This is a genomic window from Streptomyces tuirus, from assembly GCF_014701095.1.
Classification (GTDB): Bacteria; Actinomycetota; Actinomycetes; order Streptomycetales; family Streptomycetaceae; genus Streptomyces; species Streptomyces tuirus.
This window is the reverse complement of the sequence record NZ_AP023439.1, coordinates 2,853,281-2,873,803: the sequence shown is the minus strand read 5'-3', so window position 1 is coordinate 2,873,803 and position 20,523 is coordinate 2,853,281. Positions and strand designations below refer to the sequence as shown.

Below are 20,523 nucleotides of genomic sequence, written 5' to 3'. Positions count from 1 at the left end.
TTCGGTCAGCTCCTTACGAGGGTGGCGGCGGGGGCCGGGACGCGCTCCGCGAGCCGGATCACGGGCGGGATCGACTCGGGCGGCTCGCCGAGCAGCACCCGGCGCACGACGCGCTCGGCGGCCAGCCCGTCGTCGAACTGGCAGAAGCGCTTCCGGAAGGCGGCCCGCAGCGCCGTGGCGGTCTCGTCCGCGTAGGAGCCGTCGCGGAAGACGGCCGCCAGTTCCCCGGGCGTCCGGGCGACCCGGCCCGGCGGGAGCTCCATCAGGTCGAAGTAGACGCCCCGGGTCTCCCGGTAGACGTCCCAGTCGTCGGCGTAGGCGACGATCGGACGGTCCAGGTTGGCGTAGTCGAACATGATCGACGAATAGTCCGTGATCAGCGCGTCCGCGGCCAGGCAGACGTCCTCCGACGAGCGGTGCCCGGTGACGTCGATGATCCGCCCGCCGCCCCGGCTCGACCCCTGGTCGTAGAAGTAGTGGGCGCGCAGCAGCACCACGTAGTCGTCGCCGATCGCCTCGCAGAACTCCGCGAGGTCCAGGCCCGTCTCGAAGCCGGTGGCGTAGTCACGGTGCGTGGGCGCGTAGAGCAGGGCCTTCTTGCCGTCGGGGACGCCCAGTTCCCTGCGGACGCGGGCGACGTCCTCGGCGGACGCCGTGCAGTAGACGTCGTTGCGCGGATAGCCGTACTCGAGCGTCTCGTGCGCGCTCGGGAACGCCCGCTCCCACATCTCGGTGGAGTGCCGGTTGGAGGTCAGGTTGTAGTCCCAGCGGTCCACCCGGGCCAGCAGCTTGGCGAAGCTGCCGGTCGCCGCCGCCACCACGGGGTACGTCGCCTGGTCGGCGCCCATCGTCTTCAGCGGGGTGCCGTGCTGGGTCTGGAGGTGCACGCTGCCGGGGCGCTTGACCACGGCGTCCGCGAAGTTGGCGTTGTTGACCAGATATTTCGCGCGGGCCAGCAGCTGCCAGTACCTCCGGCTGCCGATCACCGCGTGCTCGACGCCCGGCGGCACACTGCGCACCGCGTCCGGCTCCACCAGGAACACCGCGCGCAGGTGCGGCGCGAGTGCCCGGGCCTTGGCGTGGATCGCGGCCGGGTTGCAGGCGTAGCCGCGGCCCCAGTACGCGCAGTACACGACGAGGTTCCGGTCGAGCGGCATGCGCAGCGCCGCCGCATAGCGCAGCCGGGTGCGCAGTCCCCGCGGGCGGGGGAGCAGCGCGGCGGCCCGCGCCGCCGTCCGGCGGGCGGCGCGCAGGGAGCGGAACGCCGCGTACGACCCCGAGGCCAGCAGCCGGTGCTGGACGCCGACGCTGCCGCCGGGCGCCCGGTATCCGGCGGGGCGGTGCCGCCGGTAGAGCGCGCTCGCCCGCCGGAAGAAGGCCCGGCGTCCGGACGTCAGCCGCCGTGGGTGGGCGGCCGTCTTCAGCACGGCGGCGAAGAGCTGTTCGAACAGCGGCTTCAGCCGGTCCGCCGGCAGGCCCTGCTCCGCGGCCCGCGTCAGCACCAGCTCGGTCTGGTCCAGCAACTCGGCGTGGTGCTCGCCGGGCAGGCCCAGCCGGTTGCCCTGCCGGCGCAGCAGATGCCGGACGACGACCGAGCGCAGGGTCGCCACCCGCTCCGCCCGCAGGGCGACCAGACCGCCGAAGCCGACGTCGGTGAAGTGGTCCCCGGGGAAGGCGAGATCCCGCTCGGTGAGGAAGGCCCGGCGGTAGAGCGCGCTCCACGCCGGGAGCGCCACGCCCGTCAGCTGCGGGGCCCGGCCCGGGGAGAAGGCCCCCTCCGGCGTCCGGGCGAGCAGGGGCGCCGCCGGGTTGGTCGGCTCGCCCTCCCACCAGGGGGTGCGCTCGTGCTCGAAGTACAGGACATCGACGTCGCCCACCGCGCCCAGCCGGGCGTCCAGGGCCGCCAACGCCCCCGGGACCAGGACGTCGTCGCCGTCGAGGAAGAGCACATGGCCGCCGACCGCCGCCTTCAGCCCGGCGTTGCGCGCCCCGGCCAGACCGGCCGACGGCGGCGAGTGCACCGGCGTCACCCGGGAGTCCCGCTCGGCGTACCCGGCGACGACCTCGGCCGCCGGGGCGTCGGGTGCGTCGCACACCGGGATCAGCTCGAAGTCGCCGAACGACTGGGCGAGGACGGAGTCCAGCGCCAGGGACAGCCGGCCCGCGACCCCATGGGACGGGACGACGATGCTGAAGCGGGGCATTCTGCTCTTTCTGTCGAGGGCGGTCGTCGCAGGGTGGTGGTGGGGGGCGTCTCACACGGCGCGCGGTCACCCGGCGCGCGGGCGTCCCGGACGCCCCGACGGCCGCCAGGAGGGCGGCCGGGACGGTGTCGGCCGCGACGGGCTGGAGGGCATGCGGACTCCCCGGGTGAGAACCGTGGTCAGAGGCTGTCGGTGACGGCGTGCGGGCCGGCCGGCAGCGGCACCGTGGTGAGCGGATCGCGCGTCAGCGACGCCGCCGCCGCCGACGGCACCGGGCGGCGCTCGGCGAGCGGCACGACCGGCGGCAGCTCCGACTCCCCGAGGACGACCCGGCGCACGACCCGCTCGGCGGCCCGGCCGTCGTCGTAGGTGCAGAACCGCTCGCGGAACGCCGCCCGCAGCTGGGCCGAGCGGGAGCCGCGCCAGTGGCCCGTGGCGAAGATGTCGATCAGCTCGTCCTCCCCGCGAGCGACCGCGCCCGGCGGGACATCGCGCACGTCGAAGTAGGTGCCCCGGGCCGCGTCGTACGCATCCCAGTCGTCGGCGTGGACCACGATCGGCCGGTCCAGGTTGGCGTAGTCGAACATCAGCGACGAGTAGTCCGTGACCAGGGCGTCCGACGCCAGGCAGAGCGACTCCACGCTCGGGTGGTCGGAGACGTCGACCACCCGGCCGCAGGTGCTGGTCAGCGGGGCGTCGTAGGCGTGGTGGGCGCGGGCCAGGACGACGAAGCGCGGGCCGAGGCGGCGCACGATCCGCTGGAGGTCGAGGGCGTGGCGCTGGGAGCGGCGGTAGTCGCGGTGCGTCGGTGCGTACAGGATCGCCACCGCGCCCCGCGGGATGCCGAGCGAGGCGCGCAGCCGGGCCACGTCCGCCGGGGTCGCCGTCCGGAACACGTCGTTGCGGGGGTAGCCGTACTCCAGCATAGTGTAGCGGCCCGGGTGGACGCGCTCATGGGTCAGCGTGGTGTGGCGGTTGGCGGACAGCACGTAGTCCCACCGGTCGACGTCCTTCAGCAGCCGCGCGAAATCCCGGCCGCGGGCCGCGGCCGGGCGCTCCTGGAGGTCGAGGCCGAGGTGGCCGAGGGGGGTGCCGTGCCCGGTCTGGATCAGGATCTGGCCCCGGCGCTTGGCCAGGCGGTCGTCGAAGCCGGTGTTGCTGACCAGGTAGCGGGAGCGGGCGAGCGCCGTCCAGTAGGCGGCCGTCCCGGGCACGACGCGGCGCGGGCCGGGCGGGATCGTGTGGTGGTGCTCGCGGCGGGCGATCCACGCCGTGCGGATGTGCGGCGCGAGCTCGCGGAACGCGCTCTCCAGCGCGCCCGGGTTGCAGCCGTGCCCGCGGCCGTCGTAGGCGGTGAACGCGGCGCGGTCGGCGCGCAGCGGCAGGCAGCGCTGCACGCGGTAGTGGGTCCTGAGGGCGGCCGACCGCAGACCCCGCAGCAGCTTCCCCGTGGTCCGGGCGGCGGCGCGCTGCAGGGCCGAGGCCAGCTGGAGGGAGCGGTAGGTGCGGTGCAGGCCGAAGCGGATCAGGACGTGGTGGATCCGGCAGCGCAGGGGCACGGGCACGCCGGGGGTGCGGTAGCGCCGGTACTGGGCGCGGGCCCGGCGCAGGAAGTCGGCGCGCGAGCCCCGCGGCAGCCGGTCCCGCCGCGAGTACACGATCGCCAGATGGTGCACCATGCGGCGGAACAACACCGGCCGCCACTGGGCCAGTTGGGGGCGCTCGTCGACGAACGCGAAGACCCGCTCGTACTGCTCGAAGACGTCGAAGTGCCGTTCGCTGGTGGTGCGCAGGATGCTGCCCTGCCGCCGCTGCCGGTAGTGCACGCAGACCCGGTCGAGGGTCGCGATCGAGTCGGCGGTCATCAGCACCGGGTACGTCCACGGTGTGTCCTCGTAGACGCCGGGCGGGAAGGCGAACCCCTCCCGCTCGACGAACTCCCGCCGGTAGGCCTTGTTCCAGGCGACCATCAGCAGCCGCAGCAGCCCCGGCCGGTCCTCCAGCCGGAACGGGGCCGGGCCCTGCTCGGTCAGCTGCAGGGCCGCCTGGTTGCGGATCGCCTCACCCGTCCAGTAGGTGCGCGCGTAGTCGAACACCAGCACGTCCGGCTCGCCGGTCTCCTTCAGCCGGTCGGCGATCGAGCGCAGCGCGTCGGGCGTCAGGGTGTCGTCGCTGTCCAGGAACAGCAGGTAGTCGCCGCTCGCGTGCGCCACGCCGGCGTTTCTCGCGCGGCCCAGGCCGACGTTCTCCGGCAGATGCACGGGACGTACGCGCGCGTCGCGGGCGGCGAACTCGTCGATGATCGCGCCGCACGCGTCCGGCGAGCAGTCGTCGACGACGATCAGTTCCAGATCGGGACAGGACTGGGAGAGCACCGATTCGAGGCACTCGTGCAGGTACGCCTGAACCTGGTACGCGGGGACAATGACACTGAACCTGGGCAAGAGGCCATCCATCGGTCGGCGCGGGCGTTCGGCCCGGGAACGGCCGCAGGGCCGACTTGGTTACGGTTGCTACGGCATCCGGGGGAACGCGGAAGGGGCGGACCGCCGCCGGCCCGCCCCTCCAACTGCCTTGGTGTAAGCGCTACTTGACCGCGCCCGCCATGACGCCGGACACGAACTGCCGCTGGAACGCGAAGAAGACGGCCAGCGGGACCACCATCGAGATGAACGCGCCGGGTGCCAGCACGTCGATGTTGTTGCCGAACTGCCGTACCTGCGTCTGGAGGGCGACCGTGATCGGCTGGCTCCCGGAGTCCGAGAAGATCAGCGCGACCAGCATGTCGTTCCACACCCACAGGAACTGGAAGATGCCGAGCGCGGCGATCGCCGGACCGCCCAGCGGCATCACGACACGGAAGAACAGGCGCAGTTCACCCGCCCCGTCCAGACGCGCCGCCTCCAGCAGCTCGCGCGGGATCTCCGCGAAGAAGTTCCGCAGCAGGAACACCGCGAACGGCAGGCCGAAACCGACGTGGAAGAGCACCACGCCGAGCACCGAGCCGAAAATGCCGATGCTGCCGAAGAGTTCGGCGATCGGGATCAGCGCCACCTGCACGGGCACGACCAACAGGCCGACCACGCCCAGGAACCACCAGTCCCGGCCCGGGAACTCCATCCAGGCGAAGGCGTAGCCGGCCAGCGAGCCGATGATCACCACCAGCAGGGTCGCCGGGACGGTGATCCACACCGTGTTCAGCAGGCTGCTGGTGATGTCCTCGTTCTCCAGCAGCTTCCGGTAGCTGTCGAAGGTGATCTGGGAGGGCTCGGTGAACACCTTCCACCAGCCGCTCGCCGCGATGTCCTCCGGGGAGCGGAGACTGGACAGCAGCAGCCCGATCGTCGGCACCAGCCAGAACAGTCCGACGACGATGAGGAACACCCGCAGCACCCCGCCGCTGACCGCCTCGGCGAGCCGCGAACCCAGCGACTTCTCGCCCTTCACCGCCGCACCTCCCGTCGCAGTCTGCGCACGTTGAACCACATCACCGGGATCACCAGGAGCAGCAGGAACACCGAGATGGCGCTGGCGATGCCCGGCTGGTCCTCGGAGAAGCCCTTGCGGTACAGCTCCAGGGCGAGGACGTTCGCGTCGTCCTGGGAGGAGCCCGGGGCGATGATGAAGACCAGGTCGAAGATCTTCAGCACGTTGATCATCAGGGTGACGGCGACGACCGCGAGGACCGGCGCCAGCAGCGGCACCGTGATGCGTCTGAACACCTGCCACTCGCTCGCGCCGTCGACCCGGGCCGCCTCCATCAGCTCCCGGGGCACGCTGGCGAGCCCGGCCGCGATCAGCACCATCGCGAAGCCGGCCCACATCCAGATGTACGAGCCGATGATGGCCGGGGTGACCAGGGACGGGCCGAGCCAGTCCAGGCCGTTGTACGGATCCTTGAAGTTGCTGGCCGGGAGCCGGAGTTGGGACCCGTCGGCCGCGGCGGGCAGTGTGAAGGTGCCGTCGTCGGCGGCCGTCGCCGACGCCACCACCTTCCCGTCCTTCACGGCCTCGACCTTCATCCCGGCATAGCCCAGTTCGGCCGGGTCGACGCTGTTGAGCTTGCCGACGCCCTGGCCGCGGGTGAAGTCCTGCCAGGTCGTGCCCGTGATCTTGTCCGGCTCGGGCTTCGGCGCCACCGCGGTCTTGGCCCCGTCGGGCATCAGATCGGGCGCCACACCCACCAGGGGCAGCAGGACCGCCTCGCCCGTGCGGACGGGCGAGGCGGTGATGAACGCGCCCCCACCGGCCGGTTTCAGCGGCGATTCCCGGCCCGGGTGGGCCTTCGGGAACGCCGACGCCTGGGCGAACGTGTCGTGCACGCCCACCCACACCGCGTTCGCGACGCCCTTGTCCGGGTCCTGGTCGTACACCAGGCGGAAGATGATGCCCGCCGCCAGCATCGAGATCGCCATCGGCATGAAGACGACCAGCTTGAACGCCGTACCCCAGCGCACCCGTTCGGTCAGCACCGCGAAGATCAGGCCGAGCGCCGTCGCGATCGTCGGCGCGAACACCACCCAGATGATGTTGTTCTTCAGCGCGGTGCGGATGCCCTCGTCGGTGAAGAGGGACTTGTAGTTGTCTATTCCGGCGAAGCCGTCACCGGACTGGTCGTAGAAACTGCGCACGACCGAGTACCCGATCGGGTACACCACGAGCGCGCCGAGCAGGACGAGCGCGGGGAGCAGGAACAGCGCCGCGACGGTCCTGCGGGTGCCGGTCACACTCTTGCGCGACTTGGGAGCGGCAGGGGGCTTGTCGCCCCCTGCCGCCGAGACCGACGTCATGACGTCAGTTCCCGTAGGCCGCGGCCGCTTCGGCCTCCAGCTTCGCCTGGGTCCCCGCGATGTCCTTCGGGTTCTTCAGGAAGTCCTGGAGGATCTTCCACTCGCCCTTGCCGGGCGTTCCGCCGAAGGCCTGGGGGGCCTGGTCGGACATGTCGAAGCGGAAGTCGTCACCGGCGTCGATGAGCGCCTTGGCGATCTTCTGCTGCACCGCGTTCGGATAGTCGGAGTTCGGCACGTTCTTGTTCGGCGAGAGGTAGCCGCCGAGCTTGGCCTGGATCGACGCCGCGTCCGGGGAGGCGAGCCAGGTGGCCAGGGCCTGCGACCCCTTCGAGTCCTGGAGGATCACGGCCGCGTCGCCGCCCGAGACCACCGGTCCGTTGTCACCGACCGCCGGGAACGGGAACACCTTCGCGTCCGTGCCGATCTTCATGCTGGAGGGGATGTTGACCTGCGCGAAGTCGCCCGCGGCCACCATGGCGGCCTTGGGCTGGTCCCCGCCGGTGAACACCTGGGTGACGGACGCCGGGAAGTCGGTCTGCAAGGCCCCGCTCGCCCCGCCCGCGATCCAGTCCGGCTTGCCCCAGACCTGCGCGAGCGTAGTCAGGGCGTCCTTCACGGACGGGTCCGTCCATTTGATCTCGTGCTTGGCCAGCTGGTCGTACTTCTCCGGCCCGGCCTGGGAGAGGTACACGTTCTCGAACCAGTCGGTCAGCGTCCAGCCCTCGGCGCCGCCGATGGAGAACGGGGTGACGCCGGAGTCGAAGACCGTCTGCGCGGTGTTCAGCAGATCCGGCCAGGTCTCGGGCTCACTCGCCCCGGCGTTCTCGAAGACCTGGTTGTTGTACCAGATCAGGGACTTGTTGGCGGCCTTGTAGTAGACGCCGTACGGCTTGCCGCTCACCTTGCCGATGTCCTGCCAGCCCTGCGAGTAGTTCTCCCCGAGCTCCTTGACGGCTTCGGAGCCCAGCTCCTTGGCCCAGCCCTTGTCGACGGCCTGCTTGATGGCGCCGGGCTGCGGCAGCATCGCGATGTCCGGCGGCTGCCCGCCGGCCACCTTCGAGCCGATGAAGTTGATGATGGGGTCCTGCGCGGGCACGAACGTGACCTTGGCGCCCGTGCGCTTCTCGAACTCTTGCAGGACCTTCTTGAAGTTGGCCTGTTCGGTGCCGCTCCACACGGCGGCGACCTCGAGGCTCGTCCCGTCCAGCTTCGGAAGGGTGACGTTGTTGGTGGTGTCGTCGGTGTCGCCCGTGCTCCCACCGCTGCCTTCGTCGCTGCTTCCGCAGGCGGACAGCGAGAGCGCGAGGGCTCCCGCGGCGACGGCGGCCGCTGCCTTGGCGGCTCTGCGGTGCTGGGGGGTCGCCGTGTCCGGCTTGGGCGACCAGCGTGTCCGGATGGTGCTGCTCGTCATGCGCATGACTGCCCCGTTCTTCGTTCCTCGTCGAACGTCGAGCGCGCTCCCGTGCGATCTGGTCTACGCCCGGGTGTGCGGGGGCGGCAAGATGGCGTCGGCTGTCAAGTGGGGGATCGTGACTCCCTCGTGACCAGGGACGCGGTCCCATGACGCCGGGTGGGGCCGACGGCCGTCCTCGATCACAGGAGCGACGGCACCTTCGCCGCCGCGACCTCCCGCGCCGCCCTTTCCAGCGCGCTGGCCAACAGTGCCAGGTCGGTGGGGCCGTTTCCGAGCTCCCGCACCGGACGGCGGGCCGGAGGGTCACCCATGCGGTGCCATTCCAGAGGCACGACCGTGGGGCGCAGCGTCGCCGTCCGGGGGATCCGGCCGGTGACCCGGCCGCCCTGGAACGGGGTGACCCGTCCGTCCGGGCCGGTGAGCCTCCCGCGGCCGGGCGCGGGCTCTCCCCCAAGTTCTCGGCTTCGCTCGAACAGGGCGGTGCCCCCACGTCCCGGGGCGGGCGTGTCGAGCGTGACGCGCAGGGTGGCCCGGCGCGCCGGTTCCGTCTCCGCCGTACGGGCGCAGGGGCCGGTGGCCGCCACCAGGTGGACGCCGAGCCGCTCGCCCTCTCTGGCCACGGCCTCCAGCGCGCGCATCACCGAGCCGGCCGCGGGCCGCCCGGTCGAGCCGAGCGCCGGGGAGACCAGGGCGTCCAGGTCGTCGACGACCACGACGAGCCGGGGGAGCGGCGGCGCGGCCGCCTCCGTCTGCCGCCGGGCCGCTCCCGGCCGCAGCCGCATGGTCGAACTGGAAGGGGAGTCGAGGTCCCCGGCTCCTGTCTGGGACGCGGTCTCGGCCCGCTCACCGCCCCGCGCCGTCGCCGTGCGCTGGGCGACCATCCGGCCCGACAGCTCCCGCCCGGTGTGCCACTCGGCGAAGTCGGACCGCCCGAGCAGCTCGGCGCGCCGCTTCAGCTCGGCGCTCAGGGACTGCGCGAACTCCCGCATCCGGACCGGGTCGTGGGCCATGAGCAGCGTGGTGACATGCGGTACGTCCGTACACACCCGCAGGCCCTCGCCGTGCCCGCCGCCCGCGCCCGGGCCGCCCCGGCCGTCGACCAGCACGATGCCGAGGCGGTCCGGCCGCTCGGCGGCGGCCAGGGACGCGACGACCGCCCGCAGCAGCTCCGTACGGCCGCTGCCCGGCGGGCCCTCGATCAGCAGGTGCGGCCCCTGGACCGCGAGGTCCGCGCAGACCGGGCCGCGCGGCCCGGCGCCCAGCACCGCGCGCACCCGGCCGCCCAGCGCCTCGGCGTCGTCGGCCGCGTCCGCCCAGCGCGCCATCAGCGACGCCGGGGTGGCGCGCGCCAGGCCCAGCTCGTCCAGCAGGCGGGCCGCCTGCGGCAGCGGTGCGGAGACGCGCGGCTGGCGCTCGCTCGCCGGGCCGTCCGTCCGCAGCGGCGCCAGCGCCCGCGCGAACCGCTCGGCCCAGGCCGCGGAGACGGCGTCGACGGTGGCGACGGTGCCGTGCCCGACGGGCCCGGCAGGCCCGGCAGGTGAGCCGTCACCGCCCACCCGGGCCACGCGCATCAGCCGCAGGGCCGTCGCCACGTCCCCGCTGAGCAGCGCGACCGCGCCGCACTGCCGGAAGGTCGGTGCCACCGCGCAGGCCGCCTCGTAGGTCTCCGTCACCGGCGAGGCCGGGGAGGCGGCGGCCGTCTCGGCCAGGCATACGACGTGTATCCCGGCCCGGGGGCCCTCCAGCGCCAGCCGCGCGACGGCTTTGCGCAGGTCGGCGCCGCCGGGGTCGCCGTCGACGACCACGACGGTGTACGGACCGGGGAAGGCGGCCGCCGCGTCGGCACCGGCGTCGTCGTCCCGGGCCCAGGAGGGGCGGCGGGGGCCGGGGACGGAGTGGTCCGGGGACGGGGCGGCGCCGGAGGACCGCGGGCCGCCACTCACTGAGGTGCTCGTCGGCATACCGACGCTTCCTGCCGGGCCGGGGCCCGGGGCCGCCGCATCCGCGAGCTGGTCCTCCAGGCGGCGGGTGAGTTCGTCGATGCGGGCCGCGGCCTGTTCGCGGTCGTGGGCCAGGAGCAGCCGGCAGTCCTGCCCGTGCCCCGGACGGACGTGCGGCAGCCAGCCCAGCCAGGACCATTCGGCGGTGCGCTCCTCCAGGGAACGCGAGCGGTCCGCGGCGATCAGGACGATCTCCAGCACGTCGGGGGAGTGCAGCGTGGTGAGCTGGGCCAGGACCGCGCGGGTCAGCCCGGCCAGCCGTGCCCGCGGCCCGGCCAGCCCCAGGGCGCCGACCTCGCGCAGCCCGGCGGTCACGGGTACGGCGGGCAGCAGGCCCGAGCCGTCCGGTGCCGCCCGGTCGGCCGTACCGAGGCGCACGGCCAGCGCCTCCGGGTGACCGGAGCCGCGCTCCCACAGCCGCGGCCCGGGCCCGAGGGCCGTGAGCAGCAGCGTGGCCGGGTCCGGCCAGGTCTCCGGGGCGGCCGGCGCGGCGACCGGGTGGTGCTCGGCCGCGACGCCGGCGGCCGGCTCGTCCTCGTATGCCTCGGGCGCCTGAGCGGTCTGCTCGCCACGCCCTCCGGCCAGCCGCCGGGCCCACGCCCCGAGTCCGCCGCGCCTGCGGGTCCCCGGAGGTACGTCGGTGCCCCGGAGGGGCGTGCCTTTGCGCCCGCGGCCGGAGCGCTGGTCCGCCAGGGCCGGGTCGTCGGGGGCGGCCGGCCCGTCCGTCTGGCGGAGATGAGGACCGGTTCCGTCCGCGACGCCGAACGCGTCGAGCCCGGAACCACCCGCGTGCGTGTCCCCGGCGCCGCCCACCGGCCGGGCCGGGGAGCCGGGAGGAGTGAGGGGAGACGGCCCCTGAGCGGCCTCGGGCTGCCGGGTGGGCGTCCCGTGGGTCTCGAAGGCGGTCCCTGCGGCTCCGGCCTGCGCACGTGCCGCGTCCTCGGTGCCCGGGGCGGGCGCCTGGCTCGTGCCGTTCCCCGCGCGCCGGGCGCCCTGGGGCGGCACCTCGCCCCGGCCGTCTCCCGTGCGGGCGGCGCCTCCGGTGCCCTGGGCGGGTGCCTGACTCCAGCTGTCCCCGGTACGTCCGCCGCCCTGAGGCGGCACCTCGCTCCAGCCGTCCCCGGCGTGGGCCGCGCCTCCGCCGCCCTGGGCGGACGCTTGACTCCAACGGTCCCCGGTACCTCCGCCGCCCCGGGGCGGCACCTCGCTCCAGCCGTCCCCGGCGTGGGCCGCGCCTCCGGTGCCCTGGGCGGACGCCTGACTCCAGCTGTCCCCGGTGGGGGCCGTACGCCCCGTGCCCGGAGAGGGTGCCTGGCTCCGGCCGGCGCCCCGGGGCGGCACCTCGCTCGAGCCGTCCCCGGCGCGTACCCCGCTCCCGGCGCCCTGGTCGGGCGTCCGGCCACGGCTGTCCCCTGTGCGGGCCGCACCCCCGGCGGGCACCCCGCTCCCAGTGCCCTCCGTGTGGGTCTCACCGCCGCTGCCCGCAGGGCGTGGCCGTTCGGACGCCGCGCCCGGGCCCTCGCTCTCGATCAGCGGGGCCCCGCCCTGCCCGGGCACCACGGCCGGATCGGCCGCGCCGCTCCCGGAGGCGCCGGGCCTGGCCCAGGCCGCAGAGCCGTAGGAGTGGTGCGTGGGACCGGCGGGCCTCGCCGGCCCCGGGCCGGCCACGGGCGCGGGCGAGGCGGCCGCCTCTCCGGCGGGGCAGGCCACGCGCACGTGCCCCTCGCCGTCCGGCGTCGTCTCGACCCGGCCCCCCGGCCCCCCGGCGGGAGCCAGCCGCAGGGCCGACTCACCGATCCGCAGCAGCGCACCCGGCGCGAAGGACACCGCCCGGCCGCCGACCCGTACGCCGTTCACCGTCGTGCCGTTCGTGGAGTCCAGGTCGGCGACCGCGACGCGGCCGTCCGCGCTCACCGTCACCGCGCAGTGCAGCCGGGAGACGTCCGGGTCGTCGAGCGGCACATCGGCGTCGGCGGAGCGGCCGACGCGGATCTCACCGCCGTGCAGGAGATGGACACCGCCGGCGTCCGGGCCGGCCACGACCTGGAGCTGGGCCGGGGCGTCGTCCAGCTCGGGATGAGGCTCGGGCTCGCCCGGCGCACCCACGGACAGCACGGCACCGTCGGTCAGCGGGGGCTCGCCGAGCGTGCAGCGCTGGGCGTCGAGCCGCTGCTCCCCGGCGTACAGCACAGGTGTGCCCGAGCCGTCACCACCGGAGACCACCTGGGCGAGCGCGGACGCCACCGCGGCGAGCGCCGTACCGGCGGGCGCCGTGACCAGCACGTCGCTGCGCGGGGCGCGGTCCCGCGCCGGCGCCGACGGGCCCAGCGGATCTACGACGGTCAGCCGGATCTGCATCGCCGTCAGCGGTCCCTTCTGCCCGGGCGCGGAGTCCCCCACCCCGCCCCAGCACGTCGGCCAGTACTGCCAGCATCCTCGCACCTGCCACTGACAGTGCGCCCCTCGCTCCGGAAAAGGTGATCTTGATTGGTCGGCTCTGCCCGCAAAAGTGCCTGAGAGATGACCCACAGGCGACCGCTTGAGATCACTCACGCTCACTCCCGGCAACCACACGACCGAGGTGAGCGTCTTTCCTTCGAACGGCTGTGACGGCCGTTACGTAAGACCCACTACGCAGGACCCATGACCCACTCCGTAGGACCCACTGCGTGAGACGCACAGAAACACGGCACACCGGTCCCCGGCCCCCCGGCACTACAGTGGGTCGGACAGGCCAGCAGGCAAGGCAAGCACCAGGGAGCGCATGACGTGCGGCCGGTAGGCAGCAAGTACCTCCTCGAGGAGCCGCTCGGACGCGGCGCCACGGGCACCGTCTGGCGCGCCCGCCAGCGCGAGACCGCGGGCGCCGAGGCGGCCGTGCCGGGGCAGCCCGGCGAGACCGTCGCGATCAAGGTCCTCAAAGAGGAGCTGGCCGGCGACCCGGACATCGTCATGCGGTTCCTGCGCGAGCGGTCCGTCCTGCTGCGGCTGACCCACCCGAACATCGTCCGGGTCCGTGACCTGGTCGTCGAGGGCGAGCTGCTGGCGCTGGTCATGGACCTCGTCGAGGGCCCCGACCTGCACCGCTACCTGCGCGAGAACGGGCCGTTCACCCCGGTCGCCGCCGCCCTGCTCACCGCCCAGATCGCCGACGCGCTCGCCGCCAGCCACGCCGACGGCGTCGTCCACCGCGACCTCAAGCCGGCCAACGTCCTGCTCCAGCAGTACGACGGGCAGATGCACCCGCTGCTGACCGACTTCGGCATCGCCCGCCTCGCCGACTCCCCGGGACTGACCCGCACCCAGGAGTTCGTGGGCACGCCCGCGTACGTCGCGCCCGAATCCGCCGAGGGCCGCCCGCAGACCTCCGCCGTCGACATCTACGGCGCCGGCATCCTGCTGTACGAGCTGGTCACCGGCCGCCCGCCGTTCTCCGGCGGCTCCGCCCTGGAAGTCCTGCACCAGCACCTCAGCGCCGAGCCGCGCCGCCCCTCCACGGTCCCCGACCCGCTGTGGACGGTCATCGAGCGCTGCCTGCGCAAGAACCCGGACGAGCGGCCCAGCGCCGAGAACCTCGCCCGCGGCCTGCGCGTCGCCGCCGAGGGCATCGGGGTGCATGCGAACTCCGCGCAGATCGCCGCCGCCGAGGGCGTCGGCATGCTCCTCGTGCCCGACCCGGCCCCCGCGCCGGTGCCCGACACACCGGGCGCGGCCGACCCCACCCAGGTCCTCCCGCAGGGCGCGGGCTCGTACGACCCGAACGCCGCGACCAGCGTCATGCCGCACACCGGCGGCCCGGCCGGCGCCGCCGACCCCACCGCCGTCATGAACCACCGGGGCGCCGCCGACCCCACCGCCGTCATGCCGCCGGTCCCGCCGGGCTCGCCCGGCCACCCCGGACAGCAGGGCGGCCCGGAGGACCCGCACCCCTGGCAGAACCAGCTGCGGGCGGCCCGCGACCGCAACGAGCAGACCCAGGTGCAGTACCTCGACCCGAACGAGGACCCGCTGCGCCGCCGCCCCCAGCGCCAGGTCGCCCGGCCGCAGCAGCCCCCGCGCCGCCAGGCACCCCCGCCCGGACCCGGCTACGGCCACCCGCAGCAGCAGCCACAGCAGTACGCCCCGCAGCCCCAGCGCCCCCAGCCGCCGCAGCGCTACGCCCCGCCCGCGCCCCCGGCCCAGCCTCAGCAGCCGCAGCGGCCCCAGCGCGAGCCCCGGCAGCCGCGCCAGCGCAGCGCCAACCCGATGCGGATCCCCGGACTCGGCTGCCTGAAGGGCTGCCTGTTCACGATCGTCATCCTGTTCGTCGCGGGCTGGCTGGTCTGGGAACTGAGCCCGCTGCAGGAGTGGATCGGCACCGGCAAGGGCTACTGGGACCAGCTCACCGACTGGTTCAGCACCGTGGCCGGCTGGTTCGAGAAGCTCGGCGGGAGCAGTTCCGGCACGAACTGACCGGAACCGCCCCGCGGGGTTGGTGATTTGTCGACACCCGGCGGGTGATTTCCGCCTCCACGGTGAAGGTTGGCTCTCCGGACGCGTAGTTTTAGCGACAACACGCGTCGGTAGGAGCAGTCTTGGCACGGAAGATCGGCAGCCGGTACACCGCCCACCAGATCCTCGGGCGGGGCAGCGCCGGCACGGTGTGGCTGGGCGAGGGCCCCGAAGGCCCCGTCGCCATCAAGCTGCTGCGCGAGGACCTCTCGTCCGACGAGGAACTCGTCGGCCGCTTCGTCCAGGAGCGCACGGCCCTGCTCGGCCTGGAGCACCCGCACGTGGTGTCGGTGCGGGACCTGGTCGTCGACGGCAACGACCTGGCGCTCGTCATGGACCTCGTCCGCGGCACGGACCTGCGCACCCGGCTGGACCGGGACCGGCGCCTGGCCCCCGAGGCGGCCGTCGCGATCGCGGCCGACATCGCCGACGGACTGGCCGCCGCGCACGCCGCAGGCGTCGTGCACCGGGACGTCAAGCCGGAGAACGTGCTCCTGGACATGCAGGGCCCGCTCGGCCCCGGCGGCTCACACCGCGCGCTGCTGACCGACTTCGGCGTGGCCAAACTCATCGACACCCCGCGCCGTACCAAGGCCACGAAGATCATCGGCACTCCGGACTACCTCGCCCCGGAGATCGTCGAGGGCCTGCCCCCGCGCGCGTCCGTCGACATCTACGCGCTCGCCACCGTCCTCTACGAGCTGCTGGCGGGCTTCACGCCGTTCGGCGGCGGCCACCCCGGCGCGGTCCTGCGCCGGCACGTCACGGAGACGGTCGTCCCGCTGCCCGGCATCCCGGACGAGCTGTGGCAGCTGCTGGTGCAGTGCCTGGCCAAGGCCCCGGCGTCGCGGCTGCGGGCCTCGGAGCTCGGGGCCCGGCTGCGGGAACTGCTGCCGATGCTGTCGGGCATGCCCCCGCTGGAGGTCGACGAGCCGGACACCGAGCCCACGCGGGAGGCCGACGGCGAGGAGCAGCCCGCCGGACCGGCGCCGACCGGGGAGCGCGTCCGGCGGCGGGGCGCGGTCCCCCTGGTGCCGGGCGCGAAGCCGGCCGACTCCAACCGCGACACCCACACCTCGATGCGCGTCCCCGCCCCCGACGAGCTGGCCGGCGGCGCCCACGGCACCGCCCGGGCCCCGCGCACCGCGGGCACCCCCCGCCCCGGCTCGGCCCGCAACCGCGCCGCCGCCCGGCGCCGCCGGGTGGCCCTGGGAGCGGGCGCGGTCGCCCTCACGGCGGCGATCGGCGTCGGCGCCTGGCTGTCCACGTCGGACGACGACGGCGGCGGCGCACCTCCCCAGGACACGAAGAACTCCGCGCCGCAGACCCCCTGAGCCGCCCGCTCCGGCCGCCCGGCGATGGCCGCCGGGCGGAGCCGTTACGCTGGAGGGCGTGGCAGTCGTCGATGTATCCGAAGAGCTCAAGTCCCTCTCCTCGACCATGGAGTCGATCGAGGCCGTCCTGGACCTCGACAAGATGAGGGCAGACATCGCCGTGCTCGAGGAGCAGGCGGCCGCGCCGTCCCTCTGGGACAACCCCGATGAGGCGCAGAAGATCACCAGCAAGCTGTCCCACCTCCAGGCCGAGGTGCGCAAGGCCGAGGCCCTGCGCGGTCGCATCGACGACCTGGGCGTCCTCTTCGAGATGGCCGAGGAGGAGGACGACCCGGACACCCGTGCCGAGGCCGAGTCCGAGCTCGCGGCCGTGAAGAAGGCGCTGGACGAGATGGAGGTCCGCACCCTCCTCTCCGGCGAGTACGACTCCCGCGAGGCGCTGGTGAACATCCGCGCCGAGGCCGGCGGCGTCGACGCCGCCGACTTCGCCGAGAAGCTCCAGCGCATGTACCTGCGCTGGGCCGAGCAGCGCGGCTACAAGACCGAGATCTACGAGACGTCGTACGCGGAGGAGGCCGGCATCAAGTCGACCACCTTCGCCGTCCAGGCGCCCTACGCGTACGGCACCCTCTCCGTCGAGCAGGGCACGCACCGGCTGGTGCGCATCTCGCCCTTCGACAACCAGGGCCGGCGGCAGACCTCCTTCGCGGGCGTGGAGATCCTGCCCGTGGTGGAGCAGACCGACCACATCGAGATCGACGAGTCCGAACTGCGGGTGGACGTGTACCGCTCGTCCGGCCCCGGCGGCCAGGGCGTCAACACCACCGACTCCGCGGTGCGTCTCACCCACCTCCCCACCGGCATCGTCGTCTCCTGCCAGAACGAGCGCTCGCAGATCCAGAACAAGGCGACCGCCATGAACGTCCTTCAGGCGAAGCTGCTGGAGCGGCAGCGCCAGGAGGAGCGGGCCAAGATGGACGCCCTCAAGGACGGCGGCAGCTCCTGGGGCAACCAGATGCGTTCCTATGTCCTGCACCCGTACCAGATGGTCAAGGACCTGCGTACCGAGTTCGAGGTCGGCAACCCCGAGGCTGTGTTCAACGGCGAGATCGACGGCTTCATCGAAGCCGGAATTCGCTGGCGCAAGCAGCAGGAGAAGTAAGTTTGTCGACAAGGCAACTGCCGCCCCCCGGGCGGTAGTTGCCTTTTCTGTGCTCGGATGTCCGGGTTTTACATCACACTCACAGGCTCAGACTCCCGGCATAGCTCCCGTAGTTGGACATGGCGGCCGTAAACGACCTTGACGTGCTCTTGAAAAATGGGAAGGGTAAAGCGCGGCATGCGTGTCTCTGGGGCGCATGTGAACCGGGGGCCCTTTCACCGCAGCCGCTCCCGTCGAGCACAGCCCCGAGCGCTGCCTAATGACGATGAGCTACTGGGGGTAGCAACCACATGACGAAGAAGACACGGATCCGTGTCGCGCGGATAGCGGCCGGTGCCGTGATCGCCGCCGGTGCCTCGCTGACCGCCGCAGGTGCCGCATCCGCCGCGGAGACCGAGGACTGCCTGCTCGGCATCCTGTGCGCCAACGAGTCGCCCACTCCGACCCTGCCGCCGACCGGTGAGCCGACCGTCATCCCGACGGGCGAGCCGACCACCCCGCCGCCCTCGACCGGGGCGCCCACCGAGCCGACCGAGCCCACGGGCGAGCCCACCGAGCCGACCGACGCCCCGACCGACGCCCCGACGAACCCGGGCAACGGGAACGGCACCGGCGGCGGCAACGGCAACGGTGGCAACAACGGCGGCGGCAACAACGCCGACCCCGACGGCGGCACCTCGCCGCAGGAGGAGGGCTCCTCCGCCCTCACCGAGATCGGCTCGGACTCCACCCCGGCCCCGCAGGCCCAGGGCAACGGCGAGGAGCTCGCCGAGACGGGTGCCGCGCAGACCACCTTCCTGGTGATCGGCGCCGCCACGATGATCGCCGGCGGTGTCGGCTTCCGTCTGCTGCCGCGCCTCGTGGGCGGCCGCGGCGGGGCTGCCGCCTGACGGTAGCCGCGTCCGCACGGACCGTGGCCACACGGCCCGTGCGCACAGCGCAACACCGAGGGCCCGGAGCGAATCGCTCCGGGCCCTCGGCCATGCCTGGGGGCGGCTGCCCGCGCCGCTACGCGGTCTGGTGCGCCAGCAGGGCCACCGCCGCGATCAGCACCGTCAGCAGCGCGATCAGGGTCATCGGGTTCAGGCCCGCGAGGAAGTTCTCCTGAAGCCGCTCGCGGTTCGCGCGGCACACGGGGCAGCGGCCCTCGTTCACGGGGGACGCGCAGTTCGCGCACACCAGCCGGTCGTACGTCATGCGCTTGCCCTCCTTGCGCCGGTTCCACGAGTCCAACGTCCGTGGGGGTGGGAATGTTCCCCCCTCCACTTTGCCAGGTTCCGGCGTCCGTCGCCCGGCTGCGCATTTTCTGTGGTTGTACGCACACCTCCCCCGCGCCCCTCGGGGCTCGGTATAAAACGGCACATCCATGGCGCAACCACAGTCGGTGACTGCGATGCCCCACCCGGGTCGCGTATGGTCACGCTCATCTACCCCCGGCGACCCGTGGTGCATCCGTGATCCGATTCGACAATGTCTCCAAGGTCTACCCCAAGCAGACCCGCCCCGCCCTCAGGGATGTCTCCCTGGAGGTCGAGAAGGGCGAGTTCGTCTTCCTCGTGGGGTCCTCCGGCTCCGGAAAGTCCACCTTCCTGCGGCTGATCCTCCGCGAGGAGCGGTGCAGCCACGGTCAGGTGCACGTCCTCGGCAAGGACCTCGCCCGCCTCTCCAACTGGAAGGTCCCGCAGATGCGGCGCCAGCTGGGGACGGTCTTCCAGGACTTCCGCCTGCTGCCGAACAAGACGGTCGGCGAGAACGTCGCCTTCGCGCAGGAGGTCATCGGCAAGTCCCGCGGCGAGATCCGCAAGTCCGTGCCGCAGGTGCTCGACCTCGTCGGGCTCGGCGGCAAGGAGGACCGGATGCCCGGTGAGCTGTCCGGTGGTGAGCAGCAGCGCGTCGCCATCGCGCGGGCCTTCGTCAACCGGCCCAAGCTGCTCATCGCCGACGAGCCCACCGGCAACCTCGACCCGCAGACCTCCGTCGGCATCATGAAGCTGCTCGACCGCATCAACCGGACGGGCACGACCGTGGTGATGGCCACGCACGACCAGAACATCGTGGACCAGATGCGCAAGCGCGTCATCGAACTGGAGAAGGGCCGCCTCGTCCGCGACCAGGCCCGCGGTGTCTACGGCTACCAGCACTGATACCGCACCCGAGATCCACGGAAAGGCATAACCAGTCGCCATGCGCGCCCAGTTCGTCCTGTCGGAGATCGGTGTCGGTCTCCGCCGCAACCTGACGATGACCTTCGCCGTCGTCGTCTCCGTCGCCTTGTCGCTCGCCCTGTTCGGCGGGTCGCTCCTGATGAGCGACCAGGTCAACACCATGAAGGGCTACTGGTACGACAAGGTCAACGTCTCGGTCTTCCTCTGCAACAAGAGCGACGCCGAGTCCGACCCCAACTGCGCCAAGGGCGCGGTGACCGACGACCAGAAGTCGCAGATCAAGGCCGACCTCGACAAGATGGACGTCGTCCAGGCGGTCACGTACGAGTCGCAGGACCAGGCGTACAAGCACTACAAGGAGCAGTTCGGCGACTCCCCGCTCGCCAGCTCCCTCACGCCGGACCAGATGCAGGAGTCGTACCGCATCAAGCTGAAGGACCCGGAGAAGTACCAGGTCATCGCGACCGCCTTCAACGGCCGGGACGGCGTGCAGTCCGTGCAGGACCAGAAGGGCATCCTGGACAACCTCTTCAAGCTGCTGAACGGCATGAACTGGGCCGCCCGCGCGGTGATGGCGCTGATGCTGGTCGTCGCGCTGATGCTGATCGTCAACACCGTGCGCGTCTCGGCGTTCAGCCGCCGGCGTGAGACCGGCATCATGCGGCTGGTCGGCGCCTCCGGCTTCTACATCCAGGCGCCGTTCATCATGGAGGCCGCGGTCGCCGGACTCATCGGCGGCACCCTCGCGTGCGGATTCCTGCTGATCGCCCGGTACTTCCTCATCGACCACGGACTGGCCCTGGCCGACCAGCTGACACTGATCAACTTCATCGGCTGGGACGCCGTCATCACGAAGCTGCCGCTCATCCTCGCGACGAGCCTTCTGATGCCCGCGTTGGCCGCGTTCTTCGCGCTGCGCAAGTACTTGAAGGTGTGACGCATACCAAGAGGGGCCGTGCGGTC

Annotated in this window: 13 protein-coding genes; 6 read left to right on the top strand and 7 right to left on the bottom strand. The window is 72.9% G+C overall.

Going from position 1 to position 20,523, the window contains the following annotated elements:
• Positions 1-5 precede the first annotated feature (5 nt).
• The 6 genes from IGS69_RS13185 to IGS69_RS13160 form a co-directional block, all read right to left on the bottom strand.
• Positions 6-2,204 carry a bifunctional glycosyltransferase/CDP-glycerol:glycerophosphate glycerophosphotransferase gene (locus IGS69_RS13185; protein WP_190899408.1) on the bottom strand — a complete coding sequence of 733 codons (2,199 nt, stop codon included), beginning with the start codon at positions 2,202-2,204 and terminating at the stop codon, positions 6-8.
• Between the two features lie 179 nt (positions 2,205-2,383).
• Complete coding sequence (locus tag IGS69_RS13180; protein WP_190899407.1) at positions 2,384-4,648, bottom strand: bifunctional glycosyltransferase/CDP-glycerol:glycerophosphate glycerophosphotransferase; 2,265 nt, start codon at positions 4,646-4,648, stop codon at positions 2,384-2,386.
• Positions 4,649-4,790: 142 nt separating this feature from the next.
• A complete protein-coding gene (locus IGS69_RS13175; protein WP_190899406.1) occupies positions 4,791-5,690 on the bottom strand; it encodes a carbohydrate ABC transporter permease in 900 nt (299 codons plus the stop codon).
• Positions 5,648-6,994, bottom strand: a complete 1,347-nt coding sequence (locus IGS69_RS13170) for a carbohydrate ABC transporter permease (RefSeq protein WP_232543506.1) — start codon at positions 6,992-6,994, stop codon at positions 5,648-5,650. The genes IGS69_RS13175 and IGS69_RS13170 overlap by 43 nt, the downstream gene beginning before the upstream one ends.
• 4 nt (positions 6,995-6,998) lie before the next feature.
• Positions 6,999-8,411 (bottom strand): ABC transporter substrate-binding protein, encoded by a 1,413-nt coding sequence (locus IGS69_RS13165; protein WP_190899405.1) that lies wholly within the window; start codon positions 8,409-8,411, stop codon positions 6,999-7,001.
• A 176-nt stretch (positions 8,412-8,587) separates the two neighbouring features.
• Positions 8,588-12,766 (bottom strand): FHA domain-containing protein, encoded by a 4,179-nt coding sequence (locus IGS69_RS13160; RefSeq protein WP_190899403.1) that lies wholly within the window; start codon positions 12,764-12,766, stop codon positions 8,588-8,590.
• Positions 12,767-13,177: 411 nt separating this feature from the next.
• On the opposite strand from IGS69_RS13160, the gene IGS69_RS13155 reads away from it, so the two are divergent.
• The 4 genes from IGS69_RS13155 (at position 13,178) to IGS69_RS13140 (ending at position 18,285) form a co-directional block, all read left to right on the top strand.
• On the top strand, positions 13,178-14,860 hold the full coding sequence (locus IGS69_RS13155) for a serine/threonine-protein kinase (protein WP_190899401.1): 1,683 nt from the start codon (positions 13,178-13,180) through the stop codon (positions 14,858-14,860).
• A 122-nt stretch (positions 14,861-14,982) separates the two neighbouring features.
• Positions 14,983-16,233: a serine/threonine-protein kinase gene (locus IGS69_RS13150; RefSeq protein ID WP_190899399.1), complete on the top strand. Its 1,251-nt coding sequence runs from the start codon at positions 14,983-14,985 to the stop codon at positions 16,231-16,233.
• A gap of 58 nt (positions 16,234-16,291) precedes the next feature.
• Positions 16,292-17,395, top strand: coding sequence for a peptide chain release factor 2 (prfB, locus tag IGS69_RS13145; protein ID WP_190899397.1), 1,104 nt, complete (start codon positions 16,292-16,294; stop codon positions 17,393-17,395).
• 290 nt (positions 17,396-17,685) lie between these two features.
• The gene (locus tag IGS69_RS13140) at positions 17,686-18,285 is read left to right on the top strand and encodes a hypothetical protein (protein WP_190899395.1); all 600 of its coding nucleotides are present in this window, start codon (positions 17,686-17,688) and stop codon (positions 18,283-18,285) included.
• 118 nt (positions 18,286-18,403) lie between these two features.
• On the opposite strand, the gene IGS69_RS13135 is transcribed toward IGS69_RS13140, so the two are convergent.
• Positions 18,404-18,592, bottom strand: coding sequence for a hypothetical protein (locus IGS69_RS13135; protein WP_190899393.1), 189 nt, complete (start codon positions 18,590-18,592; stop codon positions 18,404-18,406).
• Between the two features lie 257 nt (positions 18,593-18,849).
• Between IGS69_RS13135 and ftsE the strand changes: the two genes are divergently transcribed.
• Positions 18,850-19,539, top strand: coding sequence for a cell division ATP-binding protein FtsE (gene ftsE / locus IGS69_RS13130; protein ID WP_003990615.1), 690 nt, complete (start codon positions 18,850-18,852; stop codon positions 19,537-19,539).
• Positions 19,540-19,579: 40 nt separating this feature from the next.
• Positions 19,580-20,497, top strand: a complete 918-nt coding sequence (gene ftsX / locus IGS69_RS13125) for a permease-like cell division protein FtsX (protein ID WP_190899391.1) — start codon at positions 19,580-19,582, stop codon at positions 20,495-20,497.
• Positions 20,498-20,523: the final 26 nt, after the last annotated feature.

Bases quoted from the DNA above. Each gene is read 5' to 3' on its own strand.
- IGS69_RS13185 (WP_190899408.1), bottom strand. From the start codon at position 2,204: ATGCCCCGCTTCAGCATCGTCGTCCCGTCCCATGGGGTCGCGGGCCGG.
- IGS69_RS13170 (WP_232543506.1), bottom strand. From the start codon at position 6,994: ATGACGTCGGTCTCGGCGGCAGGGGGCGACAAGCCCCCTGCCGCTCCC.
- IGS69_RS13165 (WP_190899405.1), bottom strand. From the start codon at position 8,411: ATGCGCATGACGAGCAGCACCATCCGGACACGCTGGTCGCCCAAGCCG.
- IGS69_RS13160 (WP_190899403.1), bottom strand. From the start codon at position 12,766: ATGCAGATCCGGCTGACCGTCGTAGATCCGCTGGGCCCGTCGGCGCCG.
- IGS69_RS13140 (WP_190899395.1), top strand. From the start codon at position 17,686: ATGACGAAGAAGACACGGATCCGTGTCGCGCGGATAGCGGCCGGTGCC.
- IGS69_RS13135 (WP_190899393.1), bottom strand. From the start codon at position 18,592: ATGACGTACGACCGGCTGGTGTGCGCGAACTGCGCGTCCCCCGTGAAC.
- ftsX (WP_190899391.1), top strand. From the start codon at position 19,580: ATGCGCGCCCAGTTCGTCCTGTCGGAGATCGGTGTCGGTCTCCGCCGC.